Source organism: Brevibacterium aurantiacum, from assembly GCF_900169065.1.
GTDB lineage: Bacteria > Actinomycetota > Actinomycetes > Actinomycetales > Brevibacteriaceae > Brevibacterium > Brevibacterium aurantiacum.
Window position 1 is genome coordinate 42,089 of the sequence record NZ_FXZB01000008.1, and the last position, 16,993, is coordinate 59,081.

The 16,993-nt window shown below is 64.1% G+C and carries 14 protein-coding genes; 8 read left to right on the plus strand and 6 right to left on the minus strand.

The genetic code is table 11. From position 1 onward, the window contains the following. Window positions 1-151: 151 nt before the first annotated feature. A complete protein-coding gene (locus tag BAUR9175_RS06885; protein WP_096158537.1) occupies window positions 152-1,213 on the plus strand; it encodes a 2,3-butanediol dehydrogenase in 1,062 nt (353 codons plus the stop codon). Window positions 1,214-1,291: 78 nt separating this feature from the next. On the opposite strand, the gene BAUR9175_RS06890 is transcribed toward BAUR9175_RS06885, so the two are convergent. After that, window positions 1,292-1,789, minus strand: coding sequence for a hypothetical protein (locus tag BAUR9175_RS06890; protein WP_101583335.1), 498 nt, complete (start codon window positions 1,787-1,789; stop codon window positions 1,292-1,294). A 181-nt stretch (window positions 1,790-1,970) separates the two neighbouring features. Here BAUR9175_RS06890 and BAUR9175_RS06895 point away from each other — a divergent pair, with 181 nt between their 5' ends. After that, window positions 1,971-2,201, plus strand: coding sequence for a hypothetical protein (locus BAUR9175_RS06895; protein WP_101556655.1), 231 nt, complete (start codon window positions 1,971-1,973; stop codon window positions 2,199-2,201). A 25-nt stretch (window positions 2,202-2,226) separates the two neighbouring features. Here BAUR9175_RS06895 and BAUR9175_RS06900 read toward each other — a convergent pair whose 3' ends face one another. Then, window positions 2,227-3,873, minus strand: a complete 1,647-nt coding sequence (locus tag BAUR9175_RS06900) for an acetolactate synthase large subunit (protein ID WP_226838829.1) — start codon at window positions 3,871-3,873, stop codon at window positions 2,227-2,229. 169 nt (window positions 3,874-4,042) lie between these two features. Here BAUR9175_RS06900 and BAUR9175_RS06905 point away from each other — a divergent pair, with 169 nt between their 5' ends. Beyond that, the gene (locus tag BAUR9175_RS06905) at window positions 4,043-4,996 is read left to right on the plus strand and encodes a VOC family protein (RefSeq protein ID WP_101556654.1); all 954 of its coding nucleotides are present in this window, start codon (window positions 4,043-4,045) and stop codon (window positions 4,994-4,996) included. Between the two features lie 151 nt (window positions 4,997-5,147). Here the strand turns inward: BAUR9175_RS06905 and BAUR9175_RS06910 are convergent, their stop codons facing one another. Next, a complete protein-coding gene (locus BAUR9175_RS06910; RefSeq protein WP_101583337.1) occupies window positions 5,148-7,307 on the minus strand; it encodes a heavy metal translocating P-type ATPase in 2,160 nt (719 codons plus the stop codon). A 431-nt stretch (window positions 7,308-7,738) separates the two neighbouring features. Here BAUR9175_RS06910 and BAUR9175_RS06915 point away from each other — a divergent pair, with 431 nt between their 5' ends. The 4 genes from BAUR9175_RS06915 to BAUR9175_RS06930 all read left to right on the plus strand — a co-directional run bounded on the left by BAUR9175_RS06915 (window position 7,739) and on the right by BAUR9175_RS06930 (window position 12,536). Continuing rightward, complete coding sequence (locus tag BAUR9175_RS06915) at window positions 7,739-9,283, plus strand: GntP family permease (protein ID WP_009884765.1); 1,545 nt, start codon at window positions 7,739-7,741, stop codon at window positions 9,281-9,283. Further along, window positions 9,280-10,611, plus strand: a complete 1,332-nt coding sequence (locus BAUR9175_RS06920) for a four-carbon acid sugar kinase family protein (RefSeq protein ID WP_009884764.1) — start codon at window positions 9,280-9,282, stop codon at window positions 10,609-10,611. Before BAUR9175_RS06915 ends, BAUR9175_RS06920 begins: the two co-directional genes overlap by 4 nt. Window positions 10,612-10,675: 64 nt before the next feature. Continuing rightward, the gene (gene pdxA, locus BAUR9175_RS06925; protein ID WP_009884763.1) at window positions 10,676-11,719 is read left to right on the plus strand and encodes a 4-hydroxythreonine-4-phosphate dehydrogenase PdxA; all 1,044 of its coding nucleotides are present in this window, start codon (window positions 10,676-10,678) and stop codon (window positions 11,717-11,719) included. A gap of 91 nt (window positions 11,720-11,810) precedes the next feature. Continuing rightward, entirely contained in the window at window positions 11,811-12,536 is a 726-nt protein-coding gene (locus tag BAUR9175_RS06930; RefSeq protein ID WP_009884762.1) for a DeoR/GlpR family DNA-binding transcription regulator, read from the plus strand. Between the two features lie 11 nt (window positions 12,537-12,547). Here BAUR9175_RS06930 and BAUR9175_RS06935 read toward each other — a convergent pair whose 3' ends face one another. Then, on the minus strand, window positions 12,548-14,071 hold the full coding sequence (locus BAUR9175_RS06935; RefSeq protein ID WP_101583338.1) for a BCCT family transporter: 1,524 nt from the start codon (window positions 14,069-14,071) through the stop codon (window positions 12,548-12,550). A 395-nt stretch (window positions 14,072-14,466) separates the two neighbouring features. On the opposite strand from BAUR9175_RS06935, the gene BAUR9175_RS06940 reads away from it, so the two are divergent. After that, window positions 14,467-15,084, plus strand: a complete 618-nt coding sequence (locus BAUR9175_RS06940) for a DNA polymerase ligase N-terminal domain-containing protein (protein WP_009884760.1) — start codon at window positions 14,467-14,469, stop codon at window positions 15,082-15,084. A 40-nt stretch (window positions 15,085-15,124) separates the two neighbouring features. Here the strand turns inward: BAUR9175_RS06940 and ligD (BAUR9175_RS06945) are convergent, their stop codons facing one another. Continuing rightward, on the minus strand, window positions 15,125-16,027 hold the full coding sequence (gene ligD, locus BAUR9175_RS06945; protein WP_029417597.1) for a non-homologous end-joining DNA ligase: 903 nt from the start codon (window positions 16,025-16,027) through the stop codon (window positions 15,125-15,127). After that, complete coding sequence (gene ligD / locus BAUR9175_RS06950; RefSeq protein ID WP_009884758.1) at window positions 16,024-16,974, minus strand: non-homologous end-joining DNA ligase; 951 nt, start codon at window positions 16,972-16,974, stop codon at window positions 16,024-16,026. The genes ligD (BAUR9175_RS06945) and ligD (BAUR9175_RS06950) overlap by 4 nt, the downstream gene beginning before the upstream one ends. Between the last annotated feature and the right edge of the window lie 19 nt (window positions 16,975-16,993).

The window sequence follows — 16,993 nt, forward strand, 5'->3', positions numbered from 1 at the left end:
GCAAAGATTCTCACGAGACGATAAGGCGGCAATACAGTTCGGATGTCGCGAAGTAGAGTCTCGGCTAGGAGCCACGGCCCTCGCAAGTCACCGATGATCTCTGCTGATGGTCAGACCGGCTTCGCTCTCAATGACGAAAGGGCCGACTCATATGAAGGCAGCACGATTCCATGATCGCAATGACATCCGCATCGAAGACATTCCCGAGCCTGAGCTGAAGCCCGGAACTGTCGCAATTGACGTAGCCTGGTGCGGAATCTGCGGAACCGACCTGCACGAATTCCTCGAGGGTCCGATCTTCGTCCCGCCCGAAGGACACCCACATCCGATCTCCGGCGAATCCGCACCGGTGACCATGGGACACGAATTCTCAGGAACGATCACCAGCCTCGGCGAGGGTGTGACTGATCTTGAAGTGGGCCAGAATATCGTCGTCGAGCCCCTCATCATCGGCGACGATGTCGATACGAGCATCGGGCAGGACTATCAGCTGTCGAAGGACATGAACTTCATCGGGCTCGGTGGTGGCGGCGGTGGTCTGTCCGAAAAGATCGTCGTTCAGCGGCGGTGGGTCCATCCGATCGGTGACATCCCACTCGATCAGGCTGCCCTCATCGAACCGCTCTCCGTGGCCCACCATGCGGTCGTCCGATCCGGCGCGAAGCCTGGTCAGGTCGCCATCGTCGGCGGAGCGGGCCCCATCGGACTGCTCACCGCTGCCGTGCTCAAGGCGGAAGGTCTCACCGTCTACATCTCCGAGCTCTCCGAGGCGCGGAAGAAGATGGCGCTGTCGACCGGAGTTGCCGACGAAGTCCTGGATCCACGAGAAGGCGACGTAGCCGAGAAGGTCCGTGAACGCACAAACGGTCAAGGCGCAGACCTCGGCTTCGAGTGCTCATCGGTACCAGTCGTCCTCGACATGCTGCTCGACGCAGTTCGCCCGGGAGCGGTGATCGTCAACGTCTCCATCTGGGGCCACAAGCCAGAAGTCGATATGCCGAAGCTTGTGCTCAAAGAGATCGATCTGAGAGGGACTATCGGCTACTCCGGTGACCACCCGTCCACGATCGAACTCGTGCGCAGCGGAAAGATCGACCTTGCTCCGTTCATCACCAAACGCATCGGGCTTGATGAACTGGTCTCCGGAGGCTTCGACGAACTCATCAACAATAATGAGCATCATGTGAAGATCATCGTCGACCCGCGAGCCTGATCCGCCTAACGATGTACTGCTTGGGCTTCACCTCAACTGAGGTGGAGCCCAAGCAGCGTCAGACCTGCGTGGCCTGCCTCAGCGATGTACCGAATCGAAGTCCTGATCTGCTGAGTCCCACACGGTGTCGGCTTCGACGACCGAGTCCCCTGCTGTCAGCTCATCCACGGTGTCGGTGCTGAACATGTATGACCAAGTGCCAGTGTCGGTGGTGCCGGTGACCATGAGCACGTCATAGTCGAACTCGGCGCTGCCCGCACCTTGAACCGCATCGGCAGTGGCCTTCTGGTCGGTGTGCAACATCCCTGCAGAGGGGAATTCGACGTGCAGACGGTCGGCGTCTCTATCGTGGTCGAAGTCCGGATTGCTCTCGGACTCTCGGTGCACATGAACCTCGTCGATGGTCTCGCTCAAGAAGTCACCGAGCGCATCGGTGGTGTCGAAATCACTGCCGGGCACCTCGGCACTCTGGCCCGCTTCGATGTCACCAGTATCGGAATCATCGGTGCTGCACCCGCTGAGTGAGAGGGCAAGCGCCACGGTCAACGCCGATGCGAGCTGAGGAGCGGACTTCATGGCTCCACCCTATCGATATACGGCCGGTTCCCTGCATTCGGGTGCCCCTCGCGGATCTCATCGGCTATCGCTTCATTCACCGGCATCGGCCAGCTCGTTCTGATTAGATTCCTCGGCGCTTTCTCACCCGCCAGAGCTATAATCAGTCCATTGGATCTGCGATGAAGTGGGGCGAATCATCATGACCGCAGAAGTGAAGAGATCACACAATTCCACCAACCCGATCAGCCGCCTGGCCAAACGATTCACCAGCGTGAATATCGGTCAGGGAGAGAAGGTCGGATACACCGAAGACAGCTCGGAAGCCCGCATGCAGTCAACTGCACTGCACGAAGGCGTCAAGCTCTATCGGCACCCGGATGGCTCACACGAAGCCATTGATGAGTCTCGATCAGGAGACACTTTCAGCTGACCGGCTCAGCCTGCCGCGTGCAGAATCAGACGAGGACCTCGATGAGCCGTGGTCCCGAATCGGCCAGGCCTGCACGGAAGTCGCGGTCGAGCTCCTCGATGGTCTCGACCCGACTTGCCGGCACCCCCATGCCGTGGGAGAGGGAGACCCAGTCGATGGCGGGGTTGCCGATGTCGAGCAGTGATTCGGCCTTTGGCCCGAAGTCGGGGACGCCGACGTTGGACATCTCATTGCGCAGAATCTGATACTTCCGATTGGCAAAGATGAGAACGACGACGTCGAGCTGCTCCCGTGCATAGGTCCACAGCGCCTGCGGGTTGTACATGCCCGAACCGTCGGACTCCAAGACGATGACCTTCCTGTCAGGACTGGAGATCGCAGCGCCGACGCCGACGGGAAGTGCCCAGCCGATGGACCCACCGGTGCCGCCGAGGTAGTCATGCGGATGCGATCCAGCGGTCTGATCGTAGAAGTCTCGTCCCGTGGTGATGGATTCGTCGAGGACGATCGCATTCTCTGGGATCGCGCCCGAGAGCCAGGCGGCGAGTTTGCCCACGGTGATGGTTCCGCTGGGCATCTGCGCCGGGGCGAATTCGGCCCGGTGAGTGGATCGGACGAGTTCGAGGTCGGCCGAATGCGCAATATCGGACGAGCCCGACCCACGGCTGCTTGGACCCACACCCACGCATTCGCGCAGGGCTTCGAGAGCCTCTGAGGAATCGGCGCCGATGGGGCTGAGGGTGAAGAAAGTGGTGCCAGGGGCAGTGAGCACGCTTGGCTTGTCGGGGTAGGCGAAGAAAGCCACAGGCGGCTTCGCATCAATGAGGATGAGAGCATCGAAGTCCTTCAGCAGCTCCACCGACGGCTCGACAGGGTAGGGAATCTTCGTCACCGCGGGGCGCCCGGCCCCACGTTCAGTCCGGGCGGCAAAGGTTTCAGCCAGCAGTGTGGCACCGGTGGCCTCGGCGATCTGAGCCGCCGTCTCCAGCTGAGCCGAACGCAGGGCACGCCCGCCGAGGAGGATGGCCGTTCTCCGACCGGAGGCCCGCAGTCGTGCGGCACTGGCGGCAACCTCGGCGGGATCGATGGCTATCGGAGTAGACGCGACCGCGTTCACGGGTTGGGTGTACTCATCGGCGGTGTTCCATGCGGTGTCGGCGGGGAGGATGAGCGAGCTGATCTGCCCGGAGAGGCTGTACCCGATGGCGTCGGCGGCGTCCTTGGCGATCGAGTTCGCCGAGGGCGAGGTGCGCACCCAGTTGCTGAAGGGCCGCACGGCACCTTCGATGTCAGAGGTCAGCGGTGCGTCGAGGCTGCGGTGGTAGCCGGCATGGTCGCCGATGATGTTGACCATCGAAGCCCGGGCACGCAGAGCGTTGTGAAGACTGGAGAGACCGTTGGCGGCCCCTGGCCCCAGATGCAGCAGGGTGGCCGCGGGTTTGTCGAGCATCCTCGAGTAGCCGTCCGCAGCCCCGGTGACGACGCCCTCGAAAAGACCGAGCACGCCACGGACGTGGGGCTGTCGATCCAAGGCTGCGACGAAGTGCATCTCCGAGGTGCCAGGGTTGGCGAAGCAGACCTCGATTCCGTTGTGACCCAGTGTCTCCAGCAGGCTCTCGGCGCCATTCATGCCATCATCTCCCTTGAAGTCGGCCACGGAGGTCTTCGGCATCCGCAGTCAGCCGTTCGTTCTGTCATATCACGCAGTGCCGCTGTAACGCTCGAGCGTCTGAACTGATGGCCGGGAATATTCGCCTTGTGCTCTCGGTTATACCTCTGTACAGTGGTAGTTGAACGTTAAACTACTTAGATCGCAAGCATTGCTCACCCAGGAGGGCGACATGACCGTCACCGAGAACACCACAGCATCCGCTACCGCGTCGCCTGTCGTCAACGACACCCTGCTCAGCGCAGCCACCGGAATGGACGCCGTCACCCTGCGCGTAGGCGATCTCGAGAAGATGTCGACCTACTACTCCAACGCCCTCGCGATGGAACCTCTCGAAGAGGTGGAGCGCGGCAACGAGATCCACCGTGTACTCGGCCGCGGCACCACCCCCCTGGTCAAGCTCGTCGCCACACCCAACCTGCCCGGCGTCGACCGCACCCAGGCGGGTCTCTTCCACACTGCCTTCCTGTTCGAGAACCAGGCGTCCCTGGCCGCAACTGTCGCCCATGCTGCGCAGAACACAAACAGCCAGTTCGTCGGTTCGAGCGACCACCTCGTCAGCGAGGCCTTCTACTTCACCGACCCAGAAGGCAACGGCATCGAACTCTACGTCGACCGCGACCGCTCGGAGTGGAAGCACTCTGCCGATGGTGAGGTCCGCATGGACACGATCTACCTCGACCCGAACGCCTTCCTCGCCGAGCACCTCGACGAGCAGACACTGTCACAGGCCAACACCCTGCCGGGCATCATCGGCCACGTCCACCTGCAGGTCGGCGACGTGCCCACCGCACGCAAGTTCTACGTCGACGCACTCGGCTTCGAACCGACGCTGGCCTCGATGCCAGGCGTCCTCTTCGCCTCGGCCGGTGCATACCACCACCACGTTGCGATGAACACCTGGAACAGCCGCGGTGCCGGACCACGCGCAGCAAGCCTCGGCCTCGGCGATGTCGCCATCACCGTGCCGGGCCGCGAGGACCTCGACGCGCTCGTCGCTCGCCTGAAAGCACGGAAGATGGACTTCGCCGACGACGGTCGCTCGGTCCGCCTCTCCGATCCATGGGGAACGCAGGTGACCCTGGGAATCGGAACCAGCACGACAGATCAGACCCTAACGCGGTAATCCCACCGCTCAGACAGAGGCCTTGGCAGGAACTACGGTTCCTGCCAAGGCCTTTTTCGCGACGGGCCTCTCCCCCGAGATGGCGTCTTCCCCAAGCTGGAGTCGCCCCCGAATTCGAGTCGCGAACCGTCGCGCCGGCCGAACAGTTCGCTCACTGTGCGGCTGACGCCGATGCCTCCGGTCGCAGGTCCAACCGCCGCAGCAGCTGAGCGTTGAGTGCGACCACGATCGTGGAGATCGACATGAGGATCGCCCCGACGCTCATCGGCAGCACGAACCCGATGGGTGCCAGGACGCCGGCGGCGAGTGGGACCGAGATGATGTTGTAGCCGGCGGCCCACCACAGGTTCTGCTTCATCTTCCTGAACGTCGCTCGGGAGAGTTCGATGACTGAGAGCACGGACCTCGGGTCATCCGAGGCCAGGATGACTCCAGCCGAGCCGATGGCCACATCGGTTCCGGCACCGATGGCGATGCCGACATCTGCGGCGGCCAAGGCCGGCGCATCGTTGACTCCGTCGCCGACCATCGCAACCTTGCGACCTTCTCCCTGCAGCTCGGCGACCTTCGCAGCCTTGTCGGCAGGGTGGACTCCGGCAAATACTCGATCGATGCCGAGCTCGGCGGCCACGGACTGCGCAACCGCCTCGGCGTCACCGGTGATCATGACCACCTGTGCACCACGCCTGTGCAGCGCATCGACGGCTTCGCGGGATTCGGGGCGGATCTCATCGGCCAGCCTCAGCGCACCGATGACGCTTCCACCACGAAGGACGTGGAGGATGATGGCACCCTCGCTGCTCCACTGCGCGGCGATCCGAGCTTCCTTCACGCCGTGCTTGCTGAGCAGATAGGGCCCACCCACGGCCACCTCCGCGCCGTTGACCTCAGCATTGACTCCGACCGCTGGTGACGAGGAGAAGTTCGTTGCCGCCGGGATCTCGAGTCCACGGTCTTCTGCGGCGCGGACAATGGCTCGGGCCAGAGGATGCTCACTGCCTGACTCGGCGGCTGCGGCGAGTGCGAGGATCTCATCCTCTGTGCTGTTCTCAGTCGTGACCTCAACCGCCGTGACGCTCGGTTCGCCCTTGGTCAGGGTGCCGGTCTTGTCGAAGAGCACGGAATCGACTGTGCGCATCGTCTCCAGCGCCAGCCGGTCCTTGATGAGGACACCGCCGCGGGCCGCACGCTCGGTGGCAATGGATACGACGAGCGGGATGGCCAGGCCCAAAGCGTGGGGACAGGCGATGACGAGGACGGTGATCGTGCGCACGACCGCCGAGTCCGGCATTCCCACCAGAGTCCAGACGATCGCGGTGATGACGGCGGCGCCGAGTGCGAACCAGAACAGCCAGGCCGAGGCCCTATCGGCGATGCGCTGTGCTCGCGATGTCGAGTTCTGTGCCTCGGAGACCAGCTTCTGGATGCCAGCCAGCGCAGTGTCATCGCCGGTGGCAGTGATTTCGAGGCGCAGCCCGGAGTCGGTGGCGACGGTGCCTGCCACCACGGTATCGCCGACCCCGCGACGAACGGTCGTCGATTCCCCCGTGACCATGGACTCATCCATGCTGGCCGAACCGTCGATGACGCGGCCATCAGCAGGGACAGCCGCACCGGGGCGGACGATGACAGTGTCGCCGAGCTTGAGGTCGGCGGGGTCGACCATCACAGCTTCACCGTCGACGATCGTCTCTGCCTGATCGGGCAGCAGCGCCGCCAGGCTGTCCAGTGCCGAGGTGGTCTGTGCCAGGGACCGCATCTCCAGCCAGTGCCCGGCGAGCATGATGACGACGAGGAGTGCCAGCTCCCACCAGAAGTCGAGTTCGGCGTCGAGGACTCCGAGTGAGGATCCCCAGGAGGAGAGGAAGGCGACGGTGATGGCCAGGGCGATGAGGAGCATCATGCCCGGATTGCGGTCCTTCAACTCGCTCAGACCGCCGGTCAGGAACGGCTTGCCGCCCCAGAAGTACATGATGGTGCCGAGTATCGGCGAGAGCCACCGCAGCCAGCCGAGGATGCCGATCTCGGGAACTTCGTAGCCGACGAGGTGGCCGAACATCGGGCTGAAGGCGATGACCGGGATCGCGAAGATGAGCATGACCCAGAAGAGGCGGCGGAATTGAGCGACGTGGTCGCCGTGGCCCGAATGACCCGCGTGGTCGTCGTGGCCCGAGTGTGCGGCGTGGTCATCATGCCCCGGGTGCACGTTGCGCAGTTCACGGTCAGCGTGACTGCGATGAGCATCGTGGTTCATATGCTCGTCGACGTCGGAGTAACCGGTGTGATTCTCATGCTCGTGCTGTGCTCCCATACCGTCACCGTATACCCCTTGAGGGTATATAACAACGGGCTTCGACCCGGCCCCGTCACGGAGAACCGGAGGGCCTTGCGACAGTCGGATGTACAGCGACCTCTGCAATTGCGGGCGGTCACGGCCAACGGTCGGTCAACGGTGGTCGAAGAACGAGCCTGGGGCGACCACCGGTTACCGACCGTTGGCGGATCGATGAGCCGCGAATGTCGATTCACCGGCGGGGCCCATCAGCCACGCCGGGCCAACGAGCCGCCTCACCTCGCGAGCTGTACATTGCATAGTTACGCAATTATGGGCAATACTTGCTCATGCTGTTCAACTTCGTATGCGGCGCACAGACAGTCGCATGTCTTCAAACCGGCTCACCGCGAGTCGGACCGGTTCAACCCCGGCTCGTTGACTGAGTCGGCCTCACTGCGGAGGATCTTATGGATCTGCAACTCATTCTGGCGCTCATCGCCGGGATCGCGACGATCGTCGTCATCGTCCTGGCGACCCGCCTCGACGCCTTCATCGCACTTCTGGCGGCATCGGTCGTCACCGGCATCGTCGCCGGCCAGGACCTGCTCTCGATCGTCGACGCCATCACCACCGGCTTCGGCAACACGCTTGCCAGCATCGGCATCGTCATCGGCCTGGGTGTGGGGATCGGCAAGATCCTCGAAGTCTCCGGCGCAGCGGACTCACTGGCCCGTGCCTTCCTGCGTGCCTTCGGCGACGGGCGCGAGGCCTGGGCCATGGGCACCGTCGGCTCTCTCGTGTCCATCCCGGTCTTCTGCGACTCCGGCTACGTGATCATGAACCCGCTGGCCCGCTCGATCGCCCGCGTCAAGCGCGGTGGCTATGTCACCCTCGCACTGGCGCTGGGCTGCGGCATGACGCTGACCCACCACATGGTGCCGCCGACACCGGGGCCACTGGCTGCCACGGGCATCCTCGGCGCCGACATCGGCTCGGTCATCCTCACCGGTGTCATCTTCACGGTCCTTCTCCTGCCGGTCGTCGTCATCTACGCCCGTTGGATCGGCCCGAAGCTCGAACCCGTCCTCAACGCTGCCGTCAAGCACGACGTGTACGGCTCGGTCACGGCCGCCTCGGCGGGAGGACATGCCGTCGAGGGCGGAGGCGACCGAACTGAACACGGCAACGTTGCCACAATGACCGGTGAAGATGCGGATGCCGCAACCACTGCAAGCAAATCAGACGACTCGACGAACACAGCCACCTCCGCCGCAGGCGGCAGCACCGAAGCCGGCAACAACGAAACAGGTGCGACGAAGAATCCGGGAGCCTTCCTCGGGTTCCTCCCGCTCATCGTTCCGCTGCTGCTCATTGTCGGGAACACCGTGTCGACGGCGATCGACAAGAGCGCTCAGGGCGAACTCTCCGGCGATACCTACGAGCCCTCGGCCTGGGTCGCACCGCTGGCGTTCCTCGGCAACCCCGTCATCGCACTCATGATCGGCCTCATCCTCGCCGTCTACACCCTGCTGCCCCGCATGACCCCACGCAACAAGGTGCAGAACTGGCTGGCCGACGGCGCAGCCTCCGCGGGACTCATCCTCCTCATCACCGGTGCCGGTGGCGCCTTCGGCATGGTGCTGACCGAATCGGGAGTCGGCGACGCCCTGGCCGAGGCGATCGCTTCGATCAGCCTGCCCGCGTTCCTCGTCCCCTTCGTCATCGCTTCCCTCGTGCGCATCGCGCAGGGATCGGGCACGGTCGCAATGATCACCGCGGCTTCGGTCACCGCCCCACTCATCGCACCACTGGGTCTGAGCCCGCTGGTCGCCGTGATGGCCTGCACCGCCGGATCGATGGTCTTCTCCTACTTCAACGACTCGTACTTCTGGGTCGTCACCCGCTTCACCGGCCTCGACGGCATGAATGCCATCAAGGGCTGGTCGGGCATCACCACTGCCGTGTGGGCAGGTTCCATTCCGCTGCTGTTCGTGCTCGACTTGATCGTATGAGCCAGGACAGCCCACGGATCCTCATCGTCGCCGACGACCTCACCGGCGGCAACGCCTGCGGAGCCCTCTTCGCCGAGGCGGGGCTACGGACCATCACCGTGACCGGGACGAGCCAGTCCGCGAAGGTCAACCTCGATGACCTCCTCGACGACTACGACGCCGTCGTACTCAATGCCGACTCCCGGCACCTGCCACCGGAGAAGGCCGCTGAGCTCACCGAATCGCTCATCGGCATCACCAGCGACATCGATCTCGTTGCCTGCCGCATCGACACGACCCTGCGAGGCAATGTCGGACCCACCGCCGAGGCTGCTCTGCGTGCCCGCCGGAACCTGACCTCCAGTACGGGGCCGGGTCGAGTGATGGGACTGTGCATTCCCGCCTTCCCCGCCTCGGGACGGGTCACCGTCGGCGGTCGACAGCTGCTCAACGGCCGGCTGCTCGAAGACACCGAGCTGCGCAATGACGTCCGCTCCCCCATGCGAACCTCCGTGGTCGCCGACATCGTGCAGGAGAACACCGATCTGCAGTGCCACACCGTCGAACTCTCGACAGTGCTTGCCGGCCACGATGCGATCCGCTCCGACGTCATCGCTGCGGTCGCTGCAGGCGCGGATGTCATCGTCGCCGATGCGCTCAACAACGAGCACATCGACCTCGTCGCCCGGGCGGTCGTCGACATCGGCCGGGAGGAGACGATCGACTGGGTGTGCATCGACCCGGGGCCGGGCAGCCTCGCACTGGCCCGGGTGCTCCTGCCGCCTCGAAAGACCGGAGCGATCTTCGGGGTCTCCGGATCGGCGACCGAGATCACTCGCACCCAGCTGGCGAAACTCAACGAGGACCCCACGATCACCGTGGTGCGGGCGGCACTCGATGCCGACGATCTGCCCGATGTGCGGGCCACACTCGAGCGGGTCCGCACCGCCGCCTCGGCGCGGGCTGGCGAGTCACAGGCCGATGCGGTGAGAGCCGTCATCGTCGCCACCGTCGTCGATGCCGCCGATCTGCTCGAGCTCACCGACGAACAGTCCGAGTCCATCCCCCGCAGGCTCGCCCAGATCACCGCCGAGGTGATGGCCTCGATCGCTGTCACCGGCCTCTACACCACCGGCGGGGACGTCACCGCTGCGGTGCTGGCAGAACTGGGAGCACTCGGCATGGAGATCGACCGTGAGATCGTTCCCCTGGCCGTGGGCGGACGCATCGTCGGCGGGACCGCCTCCGGACTGCCGATCGTGACGAAGGGCGGACTCATCGGCGACGCCGGCACCGGAGTCCTCTGCCTCGACCATCTCATCCAGGCCGCCGGAAAGAAGAGCGCATGAGGTCTCGAATCTCTGCGCACACGCGCATCACTCGATCCGAGAACCCAACATTGAGGAGAACGACATGACCGCACCCGTACTTGCCATGACCGTGGGCGACCCGGTGGGCATCGGCCCCGAGATCACCGCCTCGGTGCTCGCCGAATTCTCCGGCCGGAACGACCAGCACGGTGTCGCCGTGGCCGATCTGGCCGTGATGAGGCGGGCCGTGAAGGTCCTCGGCCTCGATGTCGAACTGCGAGCGATCACCGACTGGTCGGTCCCTTCGGCCGGCCAGGGCGTCATCGACGTCTTCGACATCGGCGTACTCGGAGACGACCTGCCTGATTGGGGCGTTGTCGACGCTCGCGCAGGTCAAGCTGCCGTGACCGCCATCGAGGTGGCCACGAAGGCAGCGATGAATCGTGAGATCGCCGGCATCGTCACCGGCCCCATCAACAAGGAGGCCGTGTGGAAATCCGGCTCCAAACATCTGGGCCACACGGAGATGCTCGGCGAACTCACCGGCGTGACCAAGCAGGACACGATGTTCGTCGTCGAGAACACGAAAGTGCCTGAGCACAAGCTTCAGGTCTTCTTCGCCACCCGCCACATGTCGCTGCGCAAGGCCATCGACGCCCTCACCGTCGACACCCAGGTCGACTCGATCGAACGTGCCCACCGTGCCCTGCAGCTCTACGGTGTCGCCTCACCGAGGTTGGCCGTCGCCGCGCTCAACCCGCACGGTGGCGAGAACGGGGCCTTCGGAGACGAGGAGATCGAGATCCTGCGCCCCGCTGTCGATCGCGTCGTCGACTCGGGGCTCGAGGTGACCGGTCCGATCCCAGCGGACTCGGTCTTCCACCAGGGTCTGACTGGTCGATACGACGGGATCCTCTCCCAGTACCACGACCAGGGGCACATCGCCTCGAAGACCTTCGACTTCGACGGCACGATCTCGGTGACCGTCGGGCTGCCGATCCTGCGGACCTCGGTCGACCACGGCACGGCCTTCGACATCGCAGGTCAGGGCATCGCCGATGCGGGCACGATGCGCTCGGCCTATACCGCGGCGATCGGCTACGCTCCGTTCGTCGACGGCATCCGCGCGGAGTACCTGCCGAAGTAGGATTCTGTCAGCCGACCAACCGACAACCCGAGCAGGCGGCCAATCGACCTGTCGGTCCCAGCATGGGCTCAGCAGAGAAACGGAGCGACACATGGCGATTCGCACGGGCACGCAGAAGCGCCGTGCCGACATCCACGCCCTGCTGACGACCGGATCGTGGACCATCGCGCGTCTGGCCTCGGAGCTGGAGACCTCGGAGTCGACGATCCGACGGGATCTGCGTGAGATGTCGGAGACCGGTGAGATCATCCGCACCATCGGCGGTGCCACCGCGAGCGGCTACGTCGAACCGCCGCTGGGACAGCGGATGGAAGCCAACGCCGAGGCCAAGGATGAGATCGCCGCGGCCGCGATGGACTACCTCGGCGATCAGAGTGTGCGCACGGTCTTCCTCGACGCGGGTTCCACCGCGGTCCGGGTCGCCCAACGCATCCGTGAGCGCGGCGACCTCACCGTCTACACACGCGGGCTCGAGGTCGCTCTGGCCCTCGCCCACCCGGCAGGACCCGAAGTGGTCATGATCGGGGGCCGGGTCTCGGCCAAGTCACACGGGACGACAGGGGCCTTGAGCGATCATGCCCTGAGCCGCATCCACGTCGACCTGGCGCTGCTGGGTGCCGACGCGGTGGATGCGGAGAGAGGCTTGGGCGAGCCCACCTTGGACGAGGCTCGCACCAAGGAGCTCATCTCCGAACGCGCTCGGACAGTGGTCGTCCTCGCCGACAGCTCCAAGACCGGCCGCGAGGTCGCCGCCTGGGCCCCGCTGCCTGAAGGCTGGATCTGGCTCGACGAGCACGGAGCACAGCCTCAGAGCTGAGGCCCACCGCCTCAGGCCACCTTCTGCTCCTTCGCCATCTGCCTCACGTAGATCGGAGCAGCGAACAGCGACGGAAGCATGACGAAGGCCACCGGCACAGCGGTGATGACGATCGCCGACTGCAGTGCGTCGACACCGCCATCGCCCAAGCTGATGAGCACGGCAGCCGTGACACCGATGAGCACCGCCCAAATCGCCCGCAGCTTCGGTGAGGGCACTCCGCTTGTCATGCACGACTGCGACATCGCAAACGACATCGAGTCTGTGGTCGTGGCCACGAAGGTCATCGTCAGGATGAGGAAACCGATGCCGATGACCGTCGACAACGGCAGTTTGTCGCTGATGGCCATGACCGCGGCCGGCAGTCCCCCATCCATCAGCGGGCCGGAGATGGATCCGGCCGACTGCCGTTCGAGGTAGATGCCTGTGCCGCCGAGCACGGTGAACCACATGGTCGTGGCAATGGGAGGGAGGATCGTGGTGCTGATGAGCAGGTCCCTCACGGTGCGCCCCTTCGAGATGCGGGCGATGAAGATCGCCATCAGCGGTGCATAGCCGAGGAACCACCCGAAGAAGAACACCGTCCAGCCCGAGAGCCATTCCGTGTCGCCGCGATAGAGCGTCATGCTGAAGAAGTCAGTCATATACAGACCGAAGCCGCTGAAGTAGCTCTTGGCGACGAACCAGGCTGAGCCGAGCACGAGGACCGCAGCCATGAGCGCAAGTGCCATCCAGACATTGGCGCTGCTGAGGAATCGGACCCCGCGACTGACGCCGGAGAATACACTGACGCCGGCGACTGCGGTGAGCACGGCGATCACGAGCAGCTGAACCGGATAGGTGTCGGGGATGCCGAACAGAGAATTCAGCCCGTAGGTGACCTGCATTCCTAAGAATCCGACAGGGCCGATCGTGCCTGCGGCCACCGAGATGACGCACACCACGTCGACGACGGCGGCAAGCGGACCGGTTGCGGCGCGCTTGCCCAGCACCGGGTAGAGGAGACTGCGCGGACGCAGGGGCATGCCCTTCTCTGCGGCACGCATCATGACGATGGCACCCAGTGATCCCAGAATCGCCCAGGCGAGGAAGCCCCAGTCGATGAAACTAGTGGCCAGAGCGGCGGCCACAGCGTCGAACCCGCTGTGGCCGTCATTGGTGAAGTACGGCGGCGCTGTGGCGTAGTGATACATCGGTTCGGCCGCTGCCCAGAACACTCCCCCGGCCGCCAGCAGCGTCGTCATGATCATCGCGATCCAGCTGAAGCGGCCGAAATCCGGACGTTCCTGGTTGCCCAATCGTGCCTTGGCCCATGGGGTGAAGATGAGGACGAGAGCGATGAGGAACGTCGCCAGCAGGAGGATCTGCCAATACATGCCGAAGATGTTCGCGCATATGGAGAAGGCGGTGCCGACCCACGACGACACCGTGTCCGGAATGATGAGCGCCACAACGACGAACGCGGCGAGGATCCCGACGCTGGCCCCTGCCACGGGGAAATCGATGCGGCTGCGCGGACTCGTTTCGGTGCTCATATCGGAGGCTTGATCTGCCGTCGTCGGTGGTGAGTCCTGCCGCGTTGATCGGGGTTGCTCGGTTGTCTCGTCCATGTGTCTGCTGCCTTTCGGGCTCCACTGCATCCCTTGCCCGAGGTGGGGCCGCATGCTGCCATCGATCGTTGTGTCAGAATTCGCAGCGGTCCAGTCTAGGGCCTGAGAAACCCGGGCGGTGCCTGTCAGGCGCTCCAGACGCCGTGATATCGCTCTCGCCCGGGGCATCCGCCGGAAGTCTGTCGGCAGCTGAGGCATTGACGGACACGGGTGATTCGCCCGGCGAGCCGTGTTCGCATCCGGACCTGTACCTGCGCCCGGTCCCGTGCGACAATGCATTCAACCGCACGGATATGTCGTCCTTCATCAGGAGGCCCACGATGGCCAAACACGACCTCAGGGAATACCGGGACAAGCGACGGAGCTCGAACACCTCCGAGCCCATGGGTGATGCGTCTGCTTCCGAACCGTCGGGCGATGCGTCGACAACCGGGAAGAGAGGCAAGGCCGAAGAGCCGGTCTTCGTCATCCAACGCCACGAGGCGACGAATCTGCACTTCGACTTCCGACTCGAGATCGACGGAGTCCTGGTCTCCTGGGCCGTCCCGAAAGGCCCCTCGCTCGATCCCTCGACGAAGCGCCTGGCCCATCGGACCGAAGATCATCCCCTCGACTACGCGGACTTCGAAGGTCGCATCGGCGAGGGCTACGGTGCCGGAACGGTGATCGTCTGGGACACCGGAACCTTTGCCAACGCCACTGAGATCGACGGTGACAGCGTGAGCGCATCACAGGGCCTCGACGACGGCCACCTCGTTGTCGACCTGCATGGTGAGAAGCTCAGCGGCGCGTTCGCGCTGACGCAGACGAAGTTGAATGGAGATCCGGCCAACTGGCTGCTCGTCAAGGTCGATGACTCCGGTGCCGACCGACGCCGCAAACCCACGTCGACACAGAACGAATCCGTGCTCAGCGGCAGAGGCAACGACGACATCTGAATGCCGACCTCGGTGCTGACAGCGGCCCAGCGGCGAGCGCTCAGAGCTTGGCCAGCGTCTCCATCGCCTGATCGATGCCCTGTCGGTGGCGGGCGATGCCGGCCCACGGATCGTCGCGTTGGGCCAGTCGATTGCGCACCGAGGTCATCGTGTAGTCCCGGGGATCTGTCGACGACAGTTCGTCCCAGGTGATCGGTGCGGCGACCGGAGCTCCGGGACGCGACCTCACAGCATAGGGCGGTACGGCCGTCTGGGCGTAGGCATTGCGTGCGATGTCGATAAGCACCCGGTTCCCGCGCTTGTTCTTCCTCGCCTCGATCGTCAGCAGCTCCGGATCCCGATCGACGAGCGCCCTTGCGCAGTTCCGCGCGAAGTCGCGCACCTCGTCGAAGTCGTGATCGACGATCAGCGGAACCTGCACATGATATCCGCGGGAGCCGGTGGTCTTGACGAATGCCCTCAGGCCCAGCTCCTCCATCAGCTCGCCCACCATCACCGTCGCCTTTCGCACCGCGTCGATTCCCGGAACAGAGGGATCGAGATCGACGATGAGCTGATCCGGATGGTCGAGATCCGCCGAGGTGGCCAACCAGGTATGCGGTGTGATGCTGGCCTGGTCGGCGAGGTAGACCAGACTCTGGGCATTGTTGATCATCACCTGGTCCTGGTCACCGTCCTGCGTTGCGACCCTCACTGCTTCGACGAAGTCGGGGAAATGATCGGGGTACTTCTTCTCATAGAACGACTCCGCGGCGATTCCGTCGGGAAACCGCTGCATCGAAATGGGGCGGTCTCGGGTGTGGGGCAGCATCACCTCGGCGACGTCCGAGTAGTACTTCGCCAGGTCCACCTTGGTGATCGGCCCTCCGTCGTCAGGGCCGAACATCTCTTTGTCGGCCTTGTCGATCGGAACTCCTGCGACTTCCGCTGACGAACTCATCATGCCTCCTTGACGACGTCTTCCGCCCGTTTGTCGTTTCTCAGTCCGAGGTATCTGGGGTGGCGGAGCTGATTCTCCGCCGTCCATTCGGTGAAGGCCACCTCGGCGACGTGTTCTGGTTCCACCCAGTGCCCCTCGCGGGGTATGCGGCCTTTGGTGCACGCGGAGTCCGGGATCTCGATTGCCCTGAGCATCTCATGCAGTTCGCCGAGGTCGTCCTCGCTGAACCCGGTCCCCACCTTTCCCGCGTACACGAGATCCTTCGTGTCCTCCGAATAGTCGTAGTAGCCGAGCATGAGCGCGCCCAGTCCGACCCTCTGCCCCTGCGGCTCGGTGAACCCGACGATGACAAGCTCCTGGCCCGCCTCGCATTTGAACTTCAGCCAGTCCGGCGTCCGGCCGGAGGGATAAGTCGAATCGCGCCGTTTGGCGATGAGGCCCTCCCATCCTCTGCCACAGATTTCGCGGAACCAGTCCTCATCGCCCCGATTGCGATGCGGTGTCCAGCGCAGCGGATCGGTCCAGTCGACGAGGTCGAAGAGCTTCTTCTTCCGTTCGACCAGCGGCCTGTCCTTGAGATCTTCGCCCTCAAGCTCGAGGAGGTCGAAGACGTAGAAGCAGACCGCAATTCCCGAGTTCTCGATGTCGGTGGGATCAGTGAGATTGATCCGAGGCTGCAGTCGGGAGAAGCTGGTCGCAGCCCCGTCGAACGCCACGATCTCACCGTCGATGACATAGGATCCACCTGCCTGCTGTGTGAGGGCGGTGACGACCTCAGGGAACGTCGCGGAATCGTCTCGACCGTTGCGGGAGTACAGGTGCGGTGTCCTTCCTCCGTCGCGAACCGCCAAGCAGCGCTGTCCGTCGAGCTTGCGCTCATAGACCCACTCCTCGTCCCAGAATCGCTCGTGGCGAAGTGTCGCCAGGGCTGGTCTCGGTGCCTCGGACATGCTCACTCCTCTTCGGACT